This window comes from Limosilactobacillus pontis DSM 8475 (genome assembly GCF_001435345.1).
Lineage (GTDB): Bacteria > Bacillota > Bacilli > Lactobacillales > Lactobacillaceae > Limosilactobacillus > Limosilactobacillus pontis.
Genome location: NZ_AZGO01000012.1, coordinates 25,950 through 41,507, shown reverse-complemented (window position 1 = coordinate 41,507; position 15,558 = coordinate 25,950). Strand labels below are relative to the sequence as shown.

Sequence of the window (15,558 nt, the reverse complement as noted above, 5' to 3'; positions counted from 1 at the left end):
TTCAGCGCCAATAATGACGCTGAACGTTTTTGCATTTATTCGTGCTTAATAAGCTGGTACTCGTCCTCAGGTACCCCGGCTAGTAGCGATGTTGGCTGACCGGTTACCGTCAGGGTCAGGGCGTGCATGGCCCGCGAACAGATCGTGTAAAGGAGCTGCCGCTCGTCATCGCCATGATACTGCTGGTCGTTGGCGTTCCAGACAATGACCGCGTCGAACTCCAGTCCCTTGGCTAAGAAGGATGGCACGATAATGGGGCCCTTGACCAGCCGTTGGTTCTCGGTTCGGATCAGGGTTGTCTTGACGTTGCGCCGCTCCAGCTCCTGGTAGAGATCCTCGCAATCCGCCAGGGTCTTGCCGATAATGGCCACCGCGTCGTGCTCCTGCTGATCCTTCTGCAGGGTATCAACCACGGCGTCCGCACTCCCAGCCGTATCCGGACTGACAATCACTTGCGGCAGGGCGCCGTTACGGTTGAAGGCCTCGATGGCTTCCCCGTCGACGAGCAGGTGCTTAGTGAAGTCGGTGATCTGCTTGGTCGACCGGTAGGACTTGGTCAGCTGAACCACCTTGGTCTTCTCTGGATCAAACATCGTCCCCAGCTGTTTCAGGAGGGAGTGGCTGTTGGCGTGGGTGAAGATCGCCTGGTTGAGGTCGCCCAGCAGGGTGTACTTGGCCTTCGGGAAACGGTACTTCAGGTAGGCGAGCTGGTAGGCGTCATAGTCCTGGACCTCATCGACGAAGACGTAACGGATGTCGCGGTCACCCTTGCGGCCAGTGACCAGATCGTAGAGGTAGAGGTAGATCGTAATGTTGCTGGCACTGATCGCCCCTTTCTTCAGGTCGTCCTTGACCCCGTCGACGTAGGACCGCCACTGGTCGGCCGTTAAGTCATATTCCGCCAGGTCAACTAGCTTCGGGGTAACCCGGAGGAGGTGGAGAAACTGGCCGTTAATGTTGATCCACTGGTTATGGTTGATGGCCCGCTTGATCGGTTCGAGGGCCTTCATGACAATCTTTCGTGCCAGGAAACGGTACTCCTTATCGTCACTCTCAAATTCCCGCGGTTCATTAGCGAAGAGGTTGTCGATCTCCTCCTTACTCAAGTCCTGGATACGCTGCTCAACCCACTTGCTCCGCATCTCGCTGGACACGCGGTGGTTGAGGTACTTGATCAGGGCCTCCTTGGTCCCGTCCAGCCGGTTGCCCAGGTTGTAGTTGTTGTTGAAGGAGTAGTAGATCTCCTTGATCTTCTCCTTACTGATGAAGACCTTGTTGTTGAACATGATGTTGCGGAAGCGCATGTTGGCGTGACCCAGGTGCTGGGCGTAACGGCCGGTCAACTTGAAGTACTGAAGACTGGTGACCAGACGCTGGATCCGCTGAGCCGTGGCCGTCTGCCCGGCCGCAAAACGCTGCGCCAGAGTCTGGACGTGGAGGCGGGGTACCCGGCGGTTGACGAACTGGAAGTAGGTCATCTGGACCATGTTGTGTTCGCCCAGCTCCGGCAGCACCTGGTCGATGTAGTCGTTGAAGAGCTGATTGGGTGAAAAGAGGACCACCTGTGAGGAGGTCAGGTTCCCCCGGTAGCGGTAGAGCAGCCAGGCGACCCGTTGTAGGACCGCCGCCGTCTTCCCGGAACCCGCGGCCCCCTGGACAAAGAGCAGGTCATCCTTAGTGTCCCGGATGATCTCGTTCTGGGTCCGCTGAATCGTCGTCACAATGCTCTTCATCTTGGTGCTGGAGTGATTACCCAGGGCTTCGAGCAGCATCTGGTCCCCGACCTGTTCATCGGTGTCGAAGATGGTCACGATCGTCCCGTCCTTGATCTGAAACTGGCGCTTCAAGGTCAGGTCGACCTCCTGCTTGCCCACCGGGGTGTCGTAACTGACCTTGCCCAGCTTACCCTCGTAGTAAACGGAAGAAATCGGCGCCCGCCAGTCGTACACCAGAAAGTGGTCGGGTTGGTCACTAAACGAGGCCAGACCGATGTAGATTGACTCTGGCTTGGCCGCCCCCTTCTCCTGGAAGTCGATCCGGGCGAAGTAGGGCTTCTTCTCCAAGCGCTGGAGGGTGGCCAGGTGGTCGGCGGCGTGCTGCCAGCTGTTCTGTCGTTCATCAAGCATCTGCTGCTGGGCGCGGAAGGACATCGCCGTGTCCATCATCCCCGAGTAGGTGGTCGTGTTGAGGTGGATGTCGTCGATCTGCTTGTTGATCCCCTTGATATCGTGCTTGGCGGTACTGATCTTCTGTGCCGCCTTGTCCTCGGCCTTTTTGATCTCCTCCACCACGTGGTCTAAGTGATCCTGCTCATACTTTCTTACTGCATCTTCAACCACTGCTATCTTCCTTTCTACCAGTGCGGCGGTGAGAAAAGATTGCTTACTCGCCAGCCACCATTTTTTCGTATATGGGAAATGCACTTCCCAGACTCATTAAAATCGTCCTACTATTATATCATCATCCCCGCATCGACCGTTAACGTTTCGCCAACGGTTAAAGGATTACTTAATTTTCAACCAAAGTGCTAGGCAATCACGCGGCAAACAGCCTAAAATAAGTATAGGATTATGCATTCAAAAGGAGGGGTTCCATGGCCCATATTTTCTATATTCTGACCCACATCGCAGAAACACTGATTCCAATGTTTCAATGGCTGGGGCCGTGGAGCTACGTCATCCTCTTCACTCTGGTCTTCATGGAGACCGGACTAGTGGTCTTCCCCTGGCTGCCGGGCGGATCACTAGTTTTTTTGACTAGTTCGTTTATCGCCGTCAAACCGGTCCTGAAGATGGAGATTGTGATCCCCGTCTTCTTCTTTGCCGCCTTCATCGGTGACTCGGTCAACTACTACATTGGCCACCGCCTCTCCCACTGGCACTGGTTAAAACACCAGCTGGAGGGTCCCCGGATGGTAGAGGCCGGCCGGTTTCTCGACAAGTACGGCTTCTGGGCGGTCGCCTTTGGTCGCTTTGTCCCCTTCATTCGGTCCTTCATCCCGCTGATCTCCGGGATCATGGGTTACAGTTTCCACCGTTTTACCATCGGCAACATGGTCGGCGTCGCATCCTGGGTCGCCCTGGGCTGCGGTTGCGGTTACTTCTTCGGGACGATCCCCTTTGTCCGCAAGCACTTCTCCCTATTCATCCTGCTCTTCGTCCTGGCCGCTCTGGCGATTGCCGGACTGACCTTTATCATCAAGCTGATCCGCCAGAAAATCATCCGGAAAAACCGGATGCTGTAACGGACGCGTTTGCTACTATTTATAAGTCATTTCATGTTAGAATAGGAACAGGAGTTTATTCAATTTAAAAGGAGTTTTGTGTATCATGGCAATTCAAGTTTACTTTGTTCGTCACGGCCAGACCTACCTGAACCGTTACAACCGGATGCAGGGTTGGTCCGACGCCCCACTCACCGAAAAGGGAAAGGTCGATGCCAAACGGGCCGGCAAGTTGCTCTCCAAGGTGCACTTTGACTACCTCTTCAGTAGTGACCTGCCACGGACCCTGGCCACTGCCCGCCTGCTCCTTGCTGCGGACGAAAACACTGACATCACGGAGCCCATCCCCGAGCCAGCCTTCCGCGAAGAGTTCTTCGGCTCATTTGAAGGCCAAAACGGGGCTGAGTTTGCCGACTTTCTGGGCGGTGCCGAGGGCTACCACAGCTTTGCGGCAATGGTCGGCGGCTGGGGTCCTGACAAGCTAAAGGACAAGATTGCCGCGGCCGACCAGTATGGGGATGCCGAGGACCATGTCCAGTTCTGGGACCGGATCAACAAGGGCTTTGACCGCCTGCGGGCCCTCCCTGATGGTTCAACCGTCATCGTGGTTTCCCACGGGGCTACGATCCGTTCCATCGCTGCACACTACTCCACTGAATTGGATCCTGGCGAGTCACCACGTAACGGCAGCATCACCAAGCTGACCCTCGACGGCGACTCCACCCACGTTGATTTTTACAATATGCTTGAAATACCCGAATAATTAATCCACAAAGGGGGAAAATACTCTTAAATGGATACCAACATACAATCTGACGAATTAGTAATCATCACCGGCCTAGACACGGGCCAAGAAGATTATGACTACTCCATGGTCGAGCTCGCTGAATTGGCCCAGGCCAACCACATGGACGTTGTTCAACGGGTCGACCAGGTCATCGACCGGCCAAACCCGGCCACCTATTTTGGTAAGGGCAAGGTCCAGGAGATCGGTGACGTAGCGGCCGCTAACCACGCCACCACGATCATCACCAATGATGAACTGACTCCGAGTCAGCTCCGCAACCTCGAAGAAGAGACCAGCTGCCGAATCTTGGACCGGACCGCCCTGATCCTTGAGATCTTCGCTACTCGGGCCCAGACTAAGGAGGCCAAGCTCCAGGTTCAGATTGCCGAGCTCCAGTACCGCCTGCCCCGCCTGCAGACCAGCGCAAGCCAGCGCCTCGACCAGCAGACCGGTGGCGGGAGCGGCTTTACCAACCGGGGAGCCGGTGAAACTAAGCTGGAAATGGATCGGCGGACAATCCAGTACCAAATCACCCACCTCCGTCACGAGCTAGCTGCCATCGCCAAGTCCGAGAAGACTAAGCGCAAGCAACGGGCCAAGAGTGAGATTCCGACGGCCGCCCTGGTCGGCTACACCAATTCCGGTAAGTCCACCATCATGAATGGCCTGGTCAAGCGCTACGGCAGGGTTGAGGACAAGACCGTCTTCGAAAAGGACATGCTCTTTGCCACCCTGGATACCAGCGTGCGACGGATGGCCCTACCCGGCCAGAAGGAATTCCTGCTCAGTGACACGGTCGGTTTCGTCAGCAAGCTACCGACCCAGCTGGTGGAATCATTCAAGTCCACCCTGGCCGAGGCTGCTAATGCCGACCTCCTCATCCAGGTGATCGACTACTCCGATCCGCACTACGAGGAAATGATGGCAACGACCAGGAAGACCCTCAAGCAGATCGGCATCCACGATATTCCAATGGTCAACGTCTTTAACAAGGCCGACAAGACCGAGATCGAGTTCCCAGTCCTGGAGGGTGACGACCAGATCGTCATCTCGGCCAAGCAAGGCGCTTCCCTGGAGCTGCTGGTGGACGTCATCCGCAAGCACCTCTTTAAGGACTATGTGCAGGCCAAGCTCCTGGTACCATTTGCCGACGGGCAGGTTGTCTCCTACCTCAACGAACACTCCAACATTTTGGACACCGAGTACCAGAACGACGGTACCCTGCTGACGGTCGAGGCCGCCCCTCAAGACTACCAGCGCTTCGCTAAGTACGAGGTTAAATCTTAATTACGCTAAAAAGCCTTCACAAGCCAGTAACTACTGGCCTGCGAAGGCTTCGTTTTTTAAAGGTGAACCTCATTTTTGGTCCGCTGACCGGTGACCACCCGGACGACATCGTTCAGACTGATCTCAACCATGTTTCTGATCGAGGTCGTGGTGAAGAAGGCCACGTGCGGTGTGATCAGGACGTTCGGCATCGCGTGAAGGCGCTGGTAGTCGGCCGGCAACTGGTCAACTGCCACCTCCTGGTTGAAGAAACCAGTCTCGTCGGCCAGAGTGTCGAGGCCGGCCCCAGCGATCTCGTGATTCTCCAATGCGGTGATCAGGTCGGCCGTGTTGATCAGGCCACCCCGGGCCATGTTGATGACGATGGCATTCTTCTTCATCGCCGCAAACTGCGGTGCCGCCAGCATGTTCTTGGTGCTCGGCAACAGCGGCGTGTGCAGGGAGATGATGTCGGCGGTCTTGATGATCGTGTCGAGGTCGGTGTACTCAACAAACGGGGCGTACTCGACGTTCTTGTTCGGGTCGTAGGCGAGGACCCGGGCGCCGAGGGCCTTGTAGAGCTGGGCGGTGGCCCCACCGATGTTGCCCAGGCCAATGATCCCAACCGTCTGCGTATAGATCTCACTACTGATCAGGTCGGGGTTCCAGCGGAAGTCACCCTGGTCCATCCGGCTGGTGAACTCACCGATGTGGCGCAGGAGGTACATTGCGTGGGTCAGGCCCATCTCGGCGATCGCCCGCGGTGAGTAAACCGCCACGTTGGTCACCACGATCCCGTTGGCCCGGCACGCCGCCAGGTCGATCATGTCGTAACCCGCCGTCCGGGTCGCAATCTGCTTGATTCCCATTGCGGCCAGCTCCTGGTATACCGCCGAGTCACCAAGCGGCTTGGTCTGCTGGATCGAGATCCCGTCACAGCCCTTTGCCAGGTCAATGGTCTGCGCATTTAGTTGGTCGCTGACCATCTCAACCTCGTTTCCGGTCTCCTTCATCCAGTCCTGAACGTACTCGCGCTCGGCCTTACCGGTGCCATACATGATAATCTTCATAAATACTCATTCCTTTTCTGAAAGCTCTTTCATTATTAGAATACCATCAAATTAACCAGACGTCACCTGGTCCTGTGCTCATTAATTACGTGTTAAAACACAAAAAGTGTCCGTCACCGAAACGGCAACGGACACCTTATTAGGTTACTTATTCTTCTGGTCGGATTGAATTCCGCCATCGTTTTCCATCTTATCGAGGAACTTCTGGTCCTTGTCCAAGCGTGGGAAGAGGTTGAATGCGTGGGAACGAATCCCAATCATCGACGCCCACAGCAGGAGGAAGAAGACCACGGCGATCCCGAGCAGGACAGCGTTGCAGAACATTGCGTAGTGCTGGCCCAGTCCGCTACTGATCGACTGCCGCAAGCCCTGAATGGAGTAGGTCATCGGCAGGAACCAGTGGATCACGTTATAGAACTTCATGGTAACCTCCATCGGGAAGGTCCCACCGGAACCACCGAGCTGGAGCATCAGCAGAACCATGGCCAGGAAACGACCAGGGTTGTCGAAGGTCATCGACAGGAACATCACGATCGCCATCGAAGCCAGCCCGAAGCAGATCGTCGTCAGGAAGAATGACGGAACATGGTCGATGTGCAGACCACAGGCCATCATGATTCCATCCTCGACGATTGCCATCGCAGCGGCTACCGTGCTGCCGATCACAACCTTGCTCCCCCACCAAGCGGTTGCGGACTTGCCTGGCGCCGCAATCCGCCGAATTGGGTAAACGAAGTTGAAGACCAGCATACCGACGTAGAGGGCAACCGACAGTACGTACGGTGCCAGGGCGTGACCATAGTTCGGTACGTAACTGTAGTTCTTGTGCTGGAGCTGGGTAGGTTCCGCGAACATCTTAGCTGTCCGTGCGGTTGGCTTGATACCGTTGATGGTCTTGGCACCACGGCCCAGGGAGGAGGCCAGACGACCGGCACCGGCGTTCAATTGCGCAATCCCGAAAATTAATGCTGGCGAGTTGTCCTGGAGCTGTTGAGTCCCGGCCGCTAATTGGTTAACCCCAGCCACCAGGGTTGGAATCTGGTTATTGAACTGACCAAGGGCACCGGCTAACTGCATGGCACCGGAGTTCAGCTGGCCGCTGTTGGCGGTAAGCTGACTGATCCCGCTGCCCAGTTGGCCGACCCCAGCCGTGTACTGGTTGATACCACTAGCCAGTTGGTTGGCACCGGACTGCAGAGCACCGGTGTTGGCAGCGAGCAGGCCCGCACCAGCAGCGGCGGTGCGGACACCGGCCGTGTACTGGTTGATGCCGGCCTGAGCGGCTTGAGCACCAGATTGGAACTTGTTGGCACCAGCGTTCAGCTGGTTAGCACCAGCAGTGGCCTGGCTGTTGAGCTGGTTGGCGCCAGCAGTCAGTTGGTTGGCACCGGCCGTCGCCTGGTTGCTGAGTTGGTTAGCACCAGCAGCCAGTTGGGCGGTCCCGTTCTGGAGGGCCTTGATCTGGTTTGGCAGACCGGCGATTGTGCCCTTGTAGCCATCGAGCTGGTTAAGCAGCTGGTTAGCCTGGCCCATCACCGTCGTGGCCTGGTCAAGGGTGCCGGACATGTTGCTCAGGTTACCCAATTGTGATTGGAGATCCTTAAGGCTGCTGTTGAGGCTGTTCATCTGGTTAAGGGCCCCAGACATCCCCTGGATTGTCGCGGCATTCGACTTTGCCATCCCAGCGATTTCCTGCAGCTGGCCCTTGATCTTATCGTCACTCATACTCCCAGCAAGGGCGGCTGCCGTCGCCGCAATCTTGGCATCGTTACCCGCAACGCCACTCAGCTTACCCAGTTCACCCTGGGCACTGCTGATGGCACCGCCGGCATTCTGAAGCTTACCGGCAGCGGCAGAGGCGGCAGTCAGTGAGGACTTGGCTTGGCCGAGAGCCGTGCTCAGTTGGGCGATGCTGTTCTTCATCTGGTCGGCCTGGTTCAGGGCACCCATGATCCCCGCGGTGTTGATCCCACTGAGGGAGCTGGTGACCTGGCTGTTGAGCTGGTTGGCACCATCAGCTAACTTGCTAGAGCCACCAGCAACCCCACTGGCCAGGGTGTTGGTCCCATTGGCCAGCTTGTTGGCACCACCGGCAACACCGGTGGCCAGGGTGTTAGCACCACCGGCCAGGCTACCGGCACCGTCGGCCAGCTGGGCACCACCGTTCTGCAGAGCGGTACTCTTGCTGTCTAAGAGACCAAGACCAGAGTTCAGTTGGTTGATCCCACTGGTAAACTGACCGACCCCTGAACGGAGCTGACCGGCACCGCTGTTGAGGGCGGCCGAGTTGGCAACCAGCTGGCTGACCCCGGCGCCGAGCATACCGACCCCACCGGTGTACTGCTGGATCCCGTTAGCCAGGGTCTGACTACCACTGGCCAGCTGAGCAGCACCCGCAGTCAGTGGGGCGACCTTGACACGCATCTCCTGGACACCATTGTTGACCTGGCTGACCCCGGCAACGTACTGGTTAACCCCATTGTTCAGGGTCACAATTCCGGTATCGAGCTGCTTGGCACCACTGGCGGCCTTGCTCATGCCCTTGCCAACCACGTGGAGTTCCTTGAACATGGCCGAGGCGTAGGCGTTGGTAACCGAGGCCCGAATCTTGGTGTTCAGCTTCTGCATCCCCATCTGGGAGATAACCTCACCGATCATGTTCAATGAGTCGTTGGTCTCGTACTTAAGCTTCATTGGTTTCGGGTGCTTATCCATCACCGTTGCAGCGTTCTTGGAGAAGTCCTTCGGGATGGTAACAACCGTGTAATACTTTCGGTCCTTTAACCCTTCCTGGGCCTTCTTGGCCGAGACAAACTCCCACTTCAGGGCGTGGTTGGTCTTCAGATTCCTGATCGTCTGATCTCCAACGTCCATCTTACGGCCCTGGTATACGACCGGGTCATCCTTGTTAACAACTGCGACTGGCAGGTCCTGCGTGTTCCCATACGGATCCCATACCGACTTCAGGAAGAAGATACTGTATAGGAAGGGAATAATGCAGATGACCAGGGTCGAAACCAGCAGGATTTTATTATGGTAGATATTCTTAAATTCCTGCTTGATCATTTCCCACATTTTTCTCTTTCACCTCTAATTTACTAAATCCTACATTTTCTTATCGTCGGAGAGACTGTGGACTGTCTCCCGAACGAAGCTGATGACTTCCGCTACCGGCACGTTGTAGTTCTTACTCTGCCACCAGTGGAAGCCCCCAAGGATCGCGCCACTCAGCGTGTAGGCCAACAGCTCCGGATTATCCGACTTCTGTAGTGCCTGAATAACCGGGTCGCTGCTCTCCTGTTCGCGCCGTTCCAGAAACATCTGGGTCAGAATCTGCAGTAGCTCCGAGTACAGGGAGCTGTGAGTGTCACTGGCGGCCAGATGACGAACCACGTCACGGTGCTGATCAATATACATAACAACCTGCTTAACAATATCATCCTCAGAATTACCGTTATCGACGATCCGCACCACCTGGGCTTTCAGGGTCTGCTCAAGCAAGTCGTACTTGTCGTTGAAGTAACGATAAAAGCTACTCCGGTGCAAGAGCGCCTCCTTGCAGATCTGGTCAACCGTCAGGTGATCAAATGAGTTGGTTTCCAGCAGGACCATCAGGGCATTCTGAAAGTCCCGAACTGTCCGTGTAACGCGCATCATCTATTCCTCCCTCCTGTTGTCTTTTTAACATGAATACTATATAACGTTCTGATATCAAACAACAGAGTTTTTTAAGAATATTTGTTGCTAAAAGCGACAGTAGTTCCGAAATGTGTTAAAAATCGGGTCCACCTCCCAGAATTGGTTATTGGCCCCTTTCAGTCGCAAAGCGCTTAATTTTCCTATATTTAGATTAGAATTAGTCAAATTGTCCTGGATATTCCGGTGAATATGCTACAATCGCAAGTGAAAGCAAATATGCAGGAGGCGTTTGATCATGAAGATTGCAACGGAAAAATTCGGTGAATACCGTAACCAAGATGTCATCAAGTACACCCTGACTAACGATAACAACGTCAGCATCAGTGTCCTCAACTTCGCGGGGATCTGGCAGGCCTACATGGTTCCCAACACGCGGGGCGGACGCGTCAACCTCCTCCTCGCTGCTGATACCTTCGACCCCTACGTCGAGCACGGTAGCCTCTACGCCAGCCGGATCGTGGGGCGGACTGCGGGCCGGATCGCCGGTGGCCAGTTCGACATCGACGGTCAGTCCTACAGCGTACCAACCAACGAGGGCGATAACCTCCTCCACGGTGGCGCCAACGGGCTCGCCCAGCAGTTCTACCAGGTCGAAACCAAGCAGGATAGTGATCAGGTCCAGGCCATTCTGACGACCAGCATCACCCCGGCTACCGACCACTTCCCGGGCAAGGAGGACGTCAAGGTCACCTACACCCTGGCCAACGACAATAGCGTCACGATCGACTTCGACGGCCAGACTGATTCGAAGACCCTCTTCAACCCGACCAGCCACACCTACTGGAACCTGTCCGGCGAGGCCAAGACGATCCAGGGCCACGTGCTGACCCTCAACTCCACCTACCACCTCCAGCTGGACGAGGAGAAGCTACCGACCGGGAAGAAGATCTTAAATAAAAACACCCCGTTTGATTTCAGATACCCGACCGTCCTCGGCACCGCCCTTCAGCACCTTCAGGAAGAAAACAATCCGGAGGGGGGCTTTGACGACGCCTTCGTGGTCCTGCCAAGCAACCGCCTGGCCCACGAACCGGTGGCCGTACTGATGGACGCCGCCACCGGTCGCAAGATCAAGATGTACTCCGACCGCAACGGGCTGGTGGTTTACACCGCTAACGGCCTGCAGGTGCCGGACTACAACCGGCCAGCGGGCAGCTGGTTTGCGATCGCTCTGGAGGGACAGACCCTACCGGACGCCCCGCACCACCCACAATTTGGTGACATTGCTCTGCGGCCCGGCCACCCCGAACACTTCCAGTTACGTTACGAGTACTTTGCCTAGTGAAATGGTATAATTAAGATAGTTAATCGTACCGTTTCGATTGGAGGTCTTAATATGGAAAAGAAGCTTACCAAATCAAAGAACAAGGTCTTCCTCGGGGTCTGTGGCGGTCTCGCCAACTACTTCCACGTTGATCCCACCATCGTGCGGCTGATCGCCCTGGTTCTCCTGGTCATGACCGGGTTCTTCCCGCTTGGCCTGATCTACCTGGTGGCCGGCCTGATCATGCCCGATGCCAAGAGCAAGGGCGGCAAGCACGTTGTCGAGGGCGAATTCAAGGAACATAAGTAATCACAACGCAAAAAGCACTGCCTGGGGAGGAATCTTCCAGGGCAGTGCTTTTATTATGCTTTCAATTAATGGTTATTCACCATCGTGGACTTCGTTCGGGTGCTGCTTTTCCCAACGGTGTTCCGTCCAGAAGTAGAGGGTGATCAGGGTGAAGCAGATTGCCGGCACGATGAATGAGAACTGCATCGAACCACTCAGGTCGGATACCCGTCCCTGAACAGCTGGGATGATGGCCCCACCGATCAGTGCCATCACGATGAAGGCCCCACCAGTTTCGGTGTACTTCTTCTCGTGAATCTGGTCCAAGGTGTGGGCGTAAATCGTCGGCCATTCCGGACCGAAGAAGAAGCTGGTAACGATGGCGGCGATGACGGCCGTCAGGTTCGGAATCGTGAAGGTGACGATCAAAGAAATTGTCCCCAGCAGGGAGAACCAGGTCAGCACCTTGGTGATTGAGTAACGGTTCAGGAACCAGTTGGCAACCAGCTTACCGAAGAACCAGGCGATGTAACTGTAGATCATGAAGGTTGAGGCTGCAGAATCGGAGATGTGTGAGTCCAGGCGTAATGCCAGCCGGATGGTGAAGGACCAAACCGTGGTCTGCATCCCGGCGTAAATGAACTGACATAAGACCCCCTTCATGTACCGCTTGTTGTGGAAGAGATAGTGGAAGGTCTCGCCGAGCTTTGGCTGCGCCTCGGCTGATTCACTGGACATTGCCTTGGCCCGTGGCATCTTGGTGATTGCCAGGACGATGAAGATGATGATCAAGACGATCAGGATATACTTGTATGGCCGCAGAGTCAGTTGCAAGAGGTGTTGGTTGTAGACCTCGGCCTCGGCCTTGGACATCTTGGCAACCTTGTCGGCAATGTTACCACCCTCACCGAAGATCAGGTACTTACCGAGGACGATCCCCATGATGTCCCCCAGCGGGATCAGGACGTTGGCAACGTTGAGCCGCTTGTTGGCCGTCGCCTGGGGGCCGAACATCGTGGCGTAGGTGTCACAACTGGTTTCCAGGAAACTCAGACCGATCGCAATGGCGAAGATGGCGGCCAAAAACATGCTGTAGGTGGCCACGTGTGAGGCCGGGAAGAACATCCCACAACCAATGATGTAGAATAACAAACCAGTTAAAATTGCCAGCTTGTAGGATGTCTTCTTGATCAGGATCGAGGCCGGGATAGCCATCAGGAAGTAACCACCGTAGAAGGCACTCTGGACGAAGGCCGTGGCCGTATCGTTCAGGGTGAAGACCGTCTTGAACTGGGTGATCAGGATATCATTTAGACTGGCGGCGGCTCCCCACAGTGGGAAGATCAAACACAAGATAACGAATTGGAACATTGGCGTCCGGCTGAGGTAACCGTTCGGTAGCTGCTCCCAACTTTGGTGTTTTACTTTATCCATGAGCGACCTCCTAGAACGTTACGCCGGATTCCAAGATGATGTTGGAGTATGGCGTCATTTCCCCAGTCCGGATGAAGGCGTGGGTCTTGGCCAGGTCCTTCTTCAGCTGACTGTGGGGTACGAAGGCCACTTCAACGTCGGGCAGGAGCTCCTTGATGGCAGCGAGCTGGTCAGGGTTTTGGCCCTTGATCTCATCGGCCAGGTAGATCTTTTGTACCTTCATCTCCTTTAAGACGTTCTTCAAAACGTCGATGAAGCTCGGCAGTTCCTTGTCGAGGGCCAGGTCAATTTTCTTGGTCCCAAACGGCACCGGCATCCCCGCGTCACCGATGGACAGCCAGTCCATGTGGCCCATGTTGGCAACGACAGCGGAAATCTCTGAGTTGATAATTCCGGTCTTCTTCATTGCAAATCAATCCTCCAAATGCATTAATTTTCAGTGTAACGTTTTAGTAAACCGCTTTACCAAAACAACGATTTGTATATTATCACATCACGAAAACGATTACAAAGGCTTTCATAGGATTGTGATGGTATTTACGAATTGATTTATAAAACAAAAGCAGCTGATCCGGGATTTGCCTTCCAATCAGCTGCTGATTATTTTTAGTATTATTCTTTTGGTCGTTCGCGATAGGCCACCTGGGCATTCAAGCCGTAATCGGCGGTCGTCATGATGGTCGAGCCCCGCCGGCCGGGGATCTTGTTTGGTCCCCCGACGACGGCTAGGTTGGCCAGGTAGATTTGGTAGCGGTGGTGGGCCGTTGCCGCGTCGGTCAAGCCGATCTTAACAATATGACCGACTGCCCGCCGTTCCATCTGGTTCATCCCGATGTAGATCTCCAGGCGGTGCCGGAGTTGGTCGTGGACCAGCTCAAAGTACGGTGGAACCGACCGGGCGTTTAGGGCCGGCACCGGCCGATTGGTCTGAGCGTACTGCTCAACAATCTCCCGGTCACTAAGGCCGCTGTAGTCGTTGACGAAGATGCCCTCTTTTAAAAGCCGGTCGACAATCACTTGCAGATTACGCTGTTCGTGGTCATCAATCGCCACCACGGCGGGGATGGTGTCGGCACCATTGAAGACCCCATTTGAATTGTTGGCCAATTCCTGGGCGAGTTGCTGCTGGGCCGCAATGGATGGGTTAGGGTTACCACTAGCGGTATCAAACTTCTGCCCGGTCACCTTGGCAAAACGCGGAGACAGGAAGTCAAACTGTGAGGTCCTCCCCAAAAAGTAGAAAACAAAGTTGAGGTAGAGGAAGTAGGTGATCGCCAGCATTGCCAGACAATAGAGGAAAGCCCGCATCCAGACGTGGTTTGCGAATAGCCGGAAGGTAACGTAGACCAGGTAGATATCACCCGCGGCCGCGATGCCGATGTAGATCCGGCTCTTCAGCTTCGTGTCGAGGTTGAAGTAACTCAGCGATGAATTAATCATATCAAGAAAACTAAACATATTAATTCACCCCCTTACTGGTTGTTGCCCTGCGTGGTCGTGGTACCACCGGTGTTACCATTCCCCTGGCTAGTGTTGCCGCCACCATTACTCTGTGTTGTACCAGTATTGCCAGTCGAGTGGCTAGTGTTGCCGCCACCATTACTCTGTGTTGTACCAGTATTGCCAGTCGAGTGGTTATCGTTATTCGTCTGATCGTTCCTCTGATTGGCATTACCAGCTGACCTGGTTGAGTTATCATTGGCTTGGTTATTATCATTTCCCCGGTCATCGTTGTTGCTCGTCTTTGTGGCCTGATTGTTATCGTTGTTGCTTTGAGCAGAACTGCTGCTAGCATCATCATCGTCGTCGCGACTGGAGCTCCGGGAAATCTTCTGATCATCGTCCATGGTCGAATCGTCCGACCGCCGCGAGGAGACCCTGGTGACCTTAGCCCCTTCGTTGGTATGGGTAGTCTTGTTTACAACCACATTGGTGGCCCCCAGTGCCAAAACTAGTGATACCAAGGCAAAGGGGGTTACTAAAGGTGGGATTTTTCCTGCCATATTACTTTCGCTCCTTTTCGCATAATATCATACACTCTTTTCGTTCAAAAAGTGTTAAGGAAAGATGAAGATTATTTGTCACCCGCTTGGGCAGCGCGACACTGGGCACAGATCCCGTGCAGTTCAAAGCTGTGACCGGTGATCTTGATTCCTGGCAGCTGACGCTCAAAGAAAGCATCGTCGATCGGCATCATCTTGATCTCCTGAACCCGACCACAGCGGTCACAGATAAAGTGGTGGTGGTGAACCGGGTCGCAGCGGTACTTAACCTGCATCTGGTCATTATGCTGCCGCAGCTCGACGATTCCCAGTTCTTCAAACTCCTTGAAGTTACGATAGATCGTGTTATGGCTGAGGCCCGGATAGTCACGCCGCAGGTACTGGTCAACCTTGGTAATGTCAACATAGCGCGTCGGATCGGCAGCTACCGCGGCAATCATCATCTTCCGCTGCTTGGTCCATCGCAAGTGGTGTTTTTTCAGGACCGCTTGGGCCCGTTCAACCAATTTATCCACAATCACTCC

The 15,558-nt window shown here is 55.0% G+C and carries 14 protein-coding genes; 5 read left to right on the top strand and 9 right to left on the bottom strand.

Annotated features, from left to right (window positions below; translation table 11 throughout):
* Positions 1 to 35: 35 nt before the first annotated feature.
* A complete protein-coding gene (gene helD, locus FD34_RS01225; RefSeq protein WP_057805984.1) occupies positions 36 to 2,339 on the bottom strand; it encodes an RNA polymerase recycling motor HelD in 2,304 nt (767 codons plus the stop codon).
* Positions 2,340 to 2,593: 254 nt separating this feature from the next.
* Here helD and FD34_RS01220 point away from each other — a divergent pair, with 254 nt between their 5' ends.
* The 3 genes from FD34_RS01220 to hflX all read left to right on the top strand — a co-directional run bounded on the left by FD34_RS01220 (position 2,594) and on the right by hflX (position 5,297).
* A complete protein-coding gene (locus FD34_RS01220; RefSeq protein WP_057805983.1) occupies positions 2,594 to 3,244 on the top strand; it encodes a DedA family protein in 651 nt (216 codons plus the stop codon).
* An 85-nt stretch (positions 3,245 to 3,329) separates the two neighbouring features.
* On the top strand, positions 3,330 to 3,986 hold the full coding sequence (locus tag FD34_RS01215; protein ID WP_057805976.1) for a histidine phosphatase family protein: 657 nt from the start codon (positions 3,330 to 3,332) through the stop codon (positions 3,984 to 3,986).
* Positions 3,987 to 4,016: 30 nt separating this feature from the next.
* Positions 4,017 to 5,297: a GTPase HflX gene (hflX, locus tag FD34_RS01210; RefSeq protein WP_057805974.1), complete on the top strand. Its 1,281-nt coding sequence runs from the start codon at positions 4,017 to 4,019 to the stop codon at positions 5,295 to 5,297.
* A gap of 56 nt (positions 5,298 to 5,353) precedes the next feature.
* Here hflX and FD34_RS01205 read toward each other — a convergent pair whose 3' ends face one another.
* From FD34_RS01205 to FD34_RS01195, 3 genes are all read right to left on the bottom strand, one after another.
* Positions 5,354 to 6,346, bottom strand: coding sequence for a D-2-hydroxyacid dehydrogenase (locus tag FD34_RS01205; protein WP_057805972.1), 993 nt, complete (start codon positions 6,344 to 6,346; stop codon positions 5,354 to 5,356).
* 144 nt (positions 6,347 to 6,490) lie between these two features.
* The gene (locus FD34_RS01200) at positions 6,491 to 9,421 is read right to left on the bottom strand and encodes a YhgE/Pip domain-containing protein (protein ID WP_057805970.1); all 2,931 of its coding nucleotides are present in this window, start codon (positions 9,419 to 9,421) and stop codon (positions 6,491 to 6,493) included.
* Positions 9,422 to 9,451: 30 nt separating this feature from the next.
* Positions 9,452 to 10,003 carry a TetR/AcrR family transcriptional regulator gene (locus tag FD34_RS01195; protein ID WP_235805951.1) on the bottom strand — a complete coding sequence of 184 codons (552 nt, stop codon included), beginning with the start codon at positions 10,001 to 10,003 and terminating at the stop codon, positions 9,452 to 9,454.
* A 277-nt stretch (positions 10,004 to 10,280) separates the two neighbouring features.
* On the opposite strand from FD34_RS01195, the gene FD34_RS01190 reads away from it, so the two are divergent.
* Together FD34_RS01190 and FD34_RS01185 are read left to right on the top strand one after the other, a co-directional pair.
* A complete protein-coding gene (locus FD34_RS01190; RefSeq protein WP_057805967.1) occupies positions 10,281 to 11,327 on the top strand; it encodes an aldose epimerase family protein in 1,047 nt (348 codons plus the stop codon).
* A gap of 54 nt (positions 11,328 to 11,381) precedes the next feature.
* Complete coding sequence (locus FD34_RS01185) at positions 11,382 to 11,618, top strand: PspC domain-containing protein (protein WP_057805965.1); 237 nt, start codon at positions 11,382 to 11,384, stop codon at positions 11,616 to 11,618.
* A gap of 72 nt (positions 11,619 to 11,690) precedes the next feature.
* Here the strand turns inward: FD34_RS01185 and fucP are convergent, their stop codons facing one another.
* The 5 genes from fucP to FD34_RS01160 all read right to left on the bottom strand — a co-directional run bounded on the left by fucP (position 11,691) and on the right by FD34_RS01160 (position 15,549).
* Entirely contained in the window at positions 11,691 to 13,031 is a 1,341-nt protein-coding gene (fucP, locus tag FD34_RS01180) for an L-fucose:H+ symporter permease (RefSeq protein WP_057805963.1), read from the bottom strand.
* Positions 13,032 to 13,041: 10 nt separating this feature from the next.
* A complete protein-coding gene (rbsD, locus tag FD34_RS01175) occupies positions 13,042 to 13,437 on the bottom strand; it encodes a D-ribose pyranase (RefSeq protein WP_057805962.1) in 396 nt (131 codons plus the stop codon).
* Between the two features lie 206 nt (positions 13,438 to 13,643).
* Positions 13,644 to 14,489 carry a DUF6681 family protein gene (locus FD34_RS01170; RefSeq protein WP_057805960.1) on the bottom strand — a complete coding sequence of 282 codons (846 nt, stop codon included), beginning with the start codon at positions 14,487 to 14,489 and terminating at the stop codon, positions 13,644 to 13,646.
* A gap of 14 nt (positions 14,490 to 14,503) precedes the next feature.
* Complete coding sequence (locus tag FD34_RS01165; protein WP_083479763.1) at positions 14,504 to 15,034, bottom strand: hypothetical protein; 531 nt, start codon at positions 15,032 to 15,034, stop codon at positions 14,504 to 14,506.
* Positions 15,035 to 15,105: 71 nt separating this feature from the next.
* Positions 15,106 to 15,549 (bottom strand): Fur family transcriptional regulator, encoded by a 444-nt coding sequence (locus tag FD34_RS01160; RefSeq protein WP_057805956.1) that lies wholly within the window; start codon positions 15,547 to 15,549, stop codon positions 15,106 to 15,108.
* Between the last annotated feature and the right edge of the window lie 9 nt (positions 15,550 to 15,558).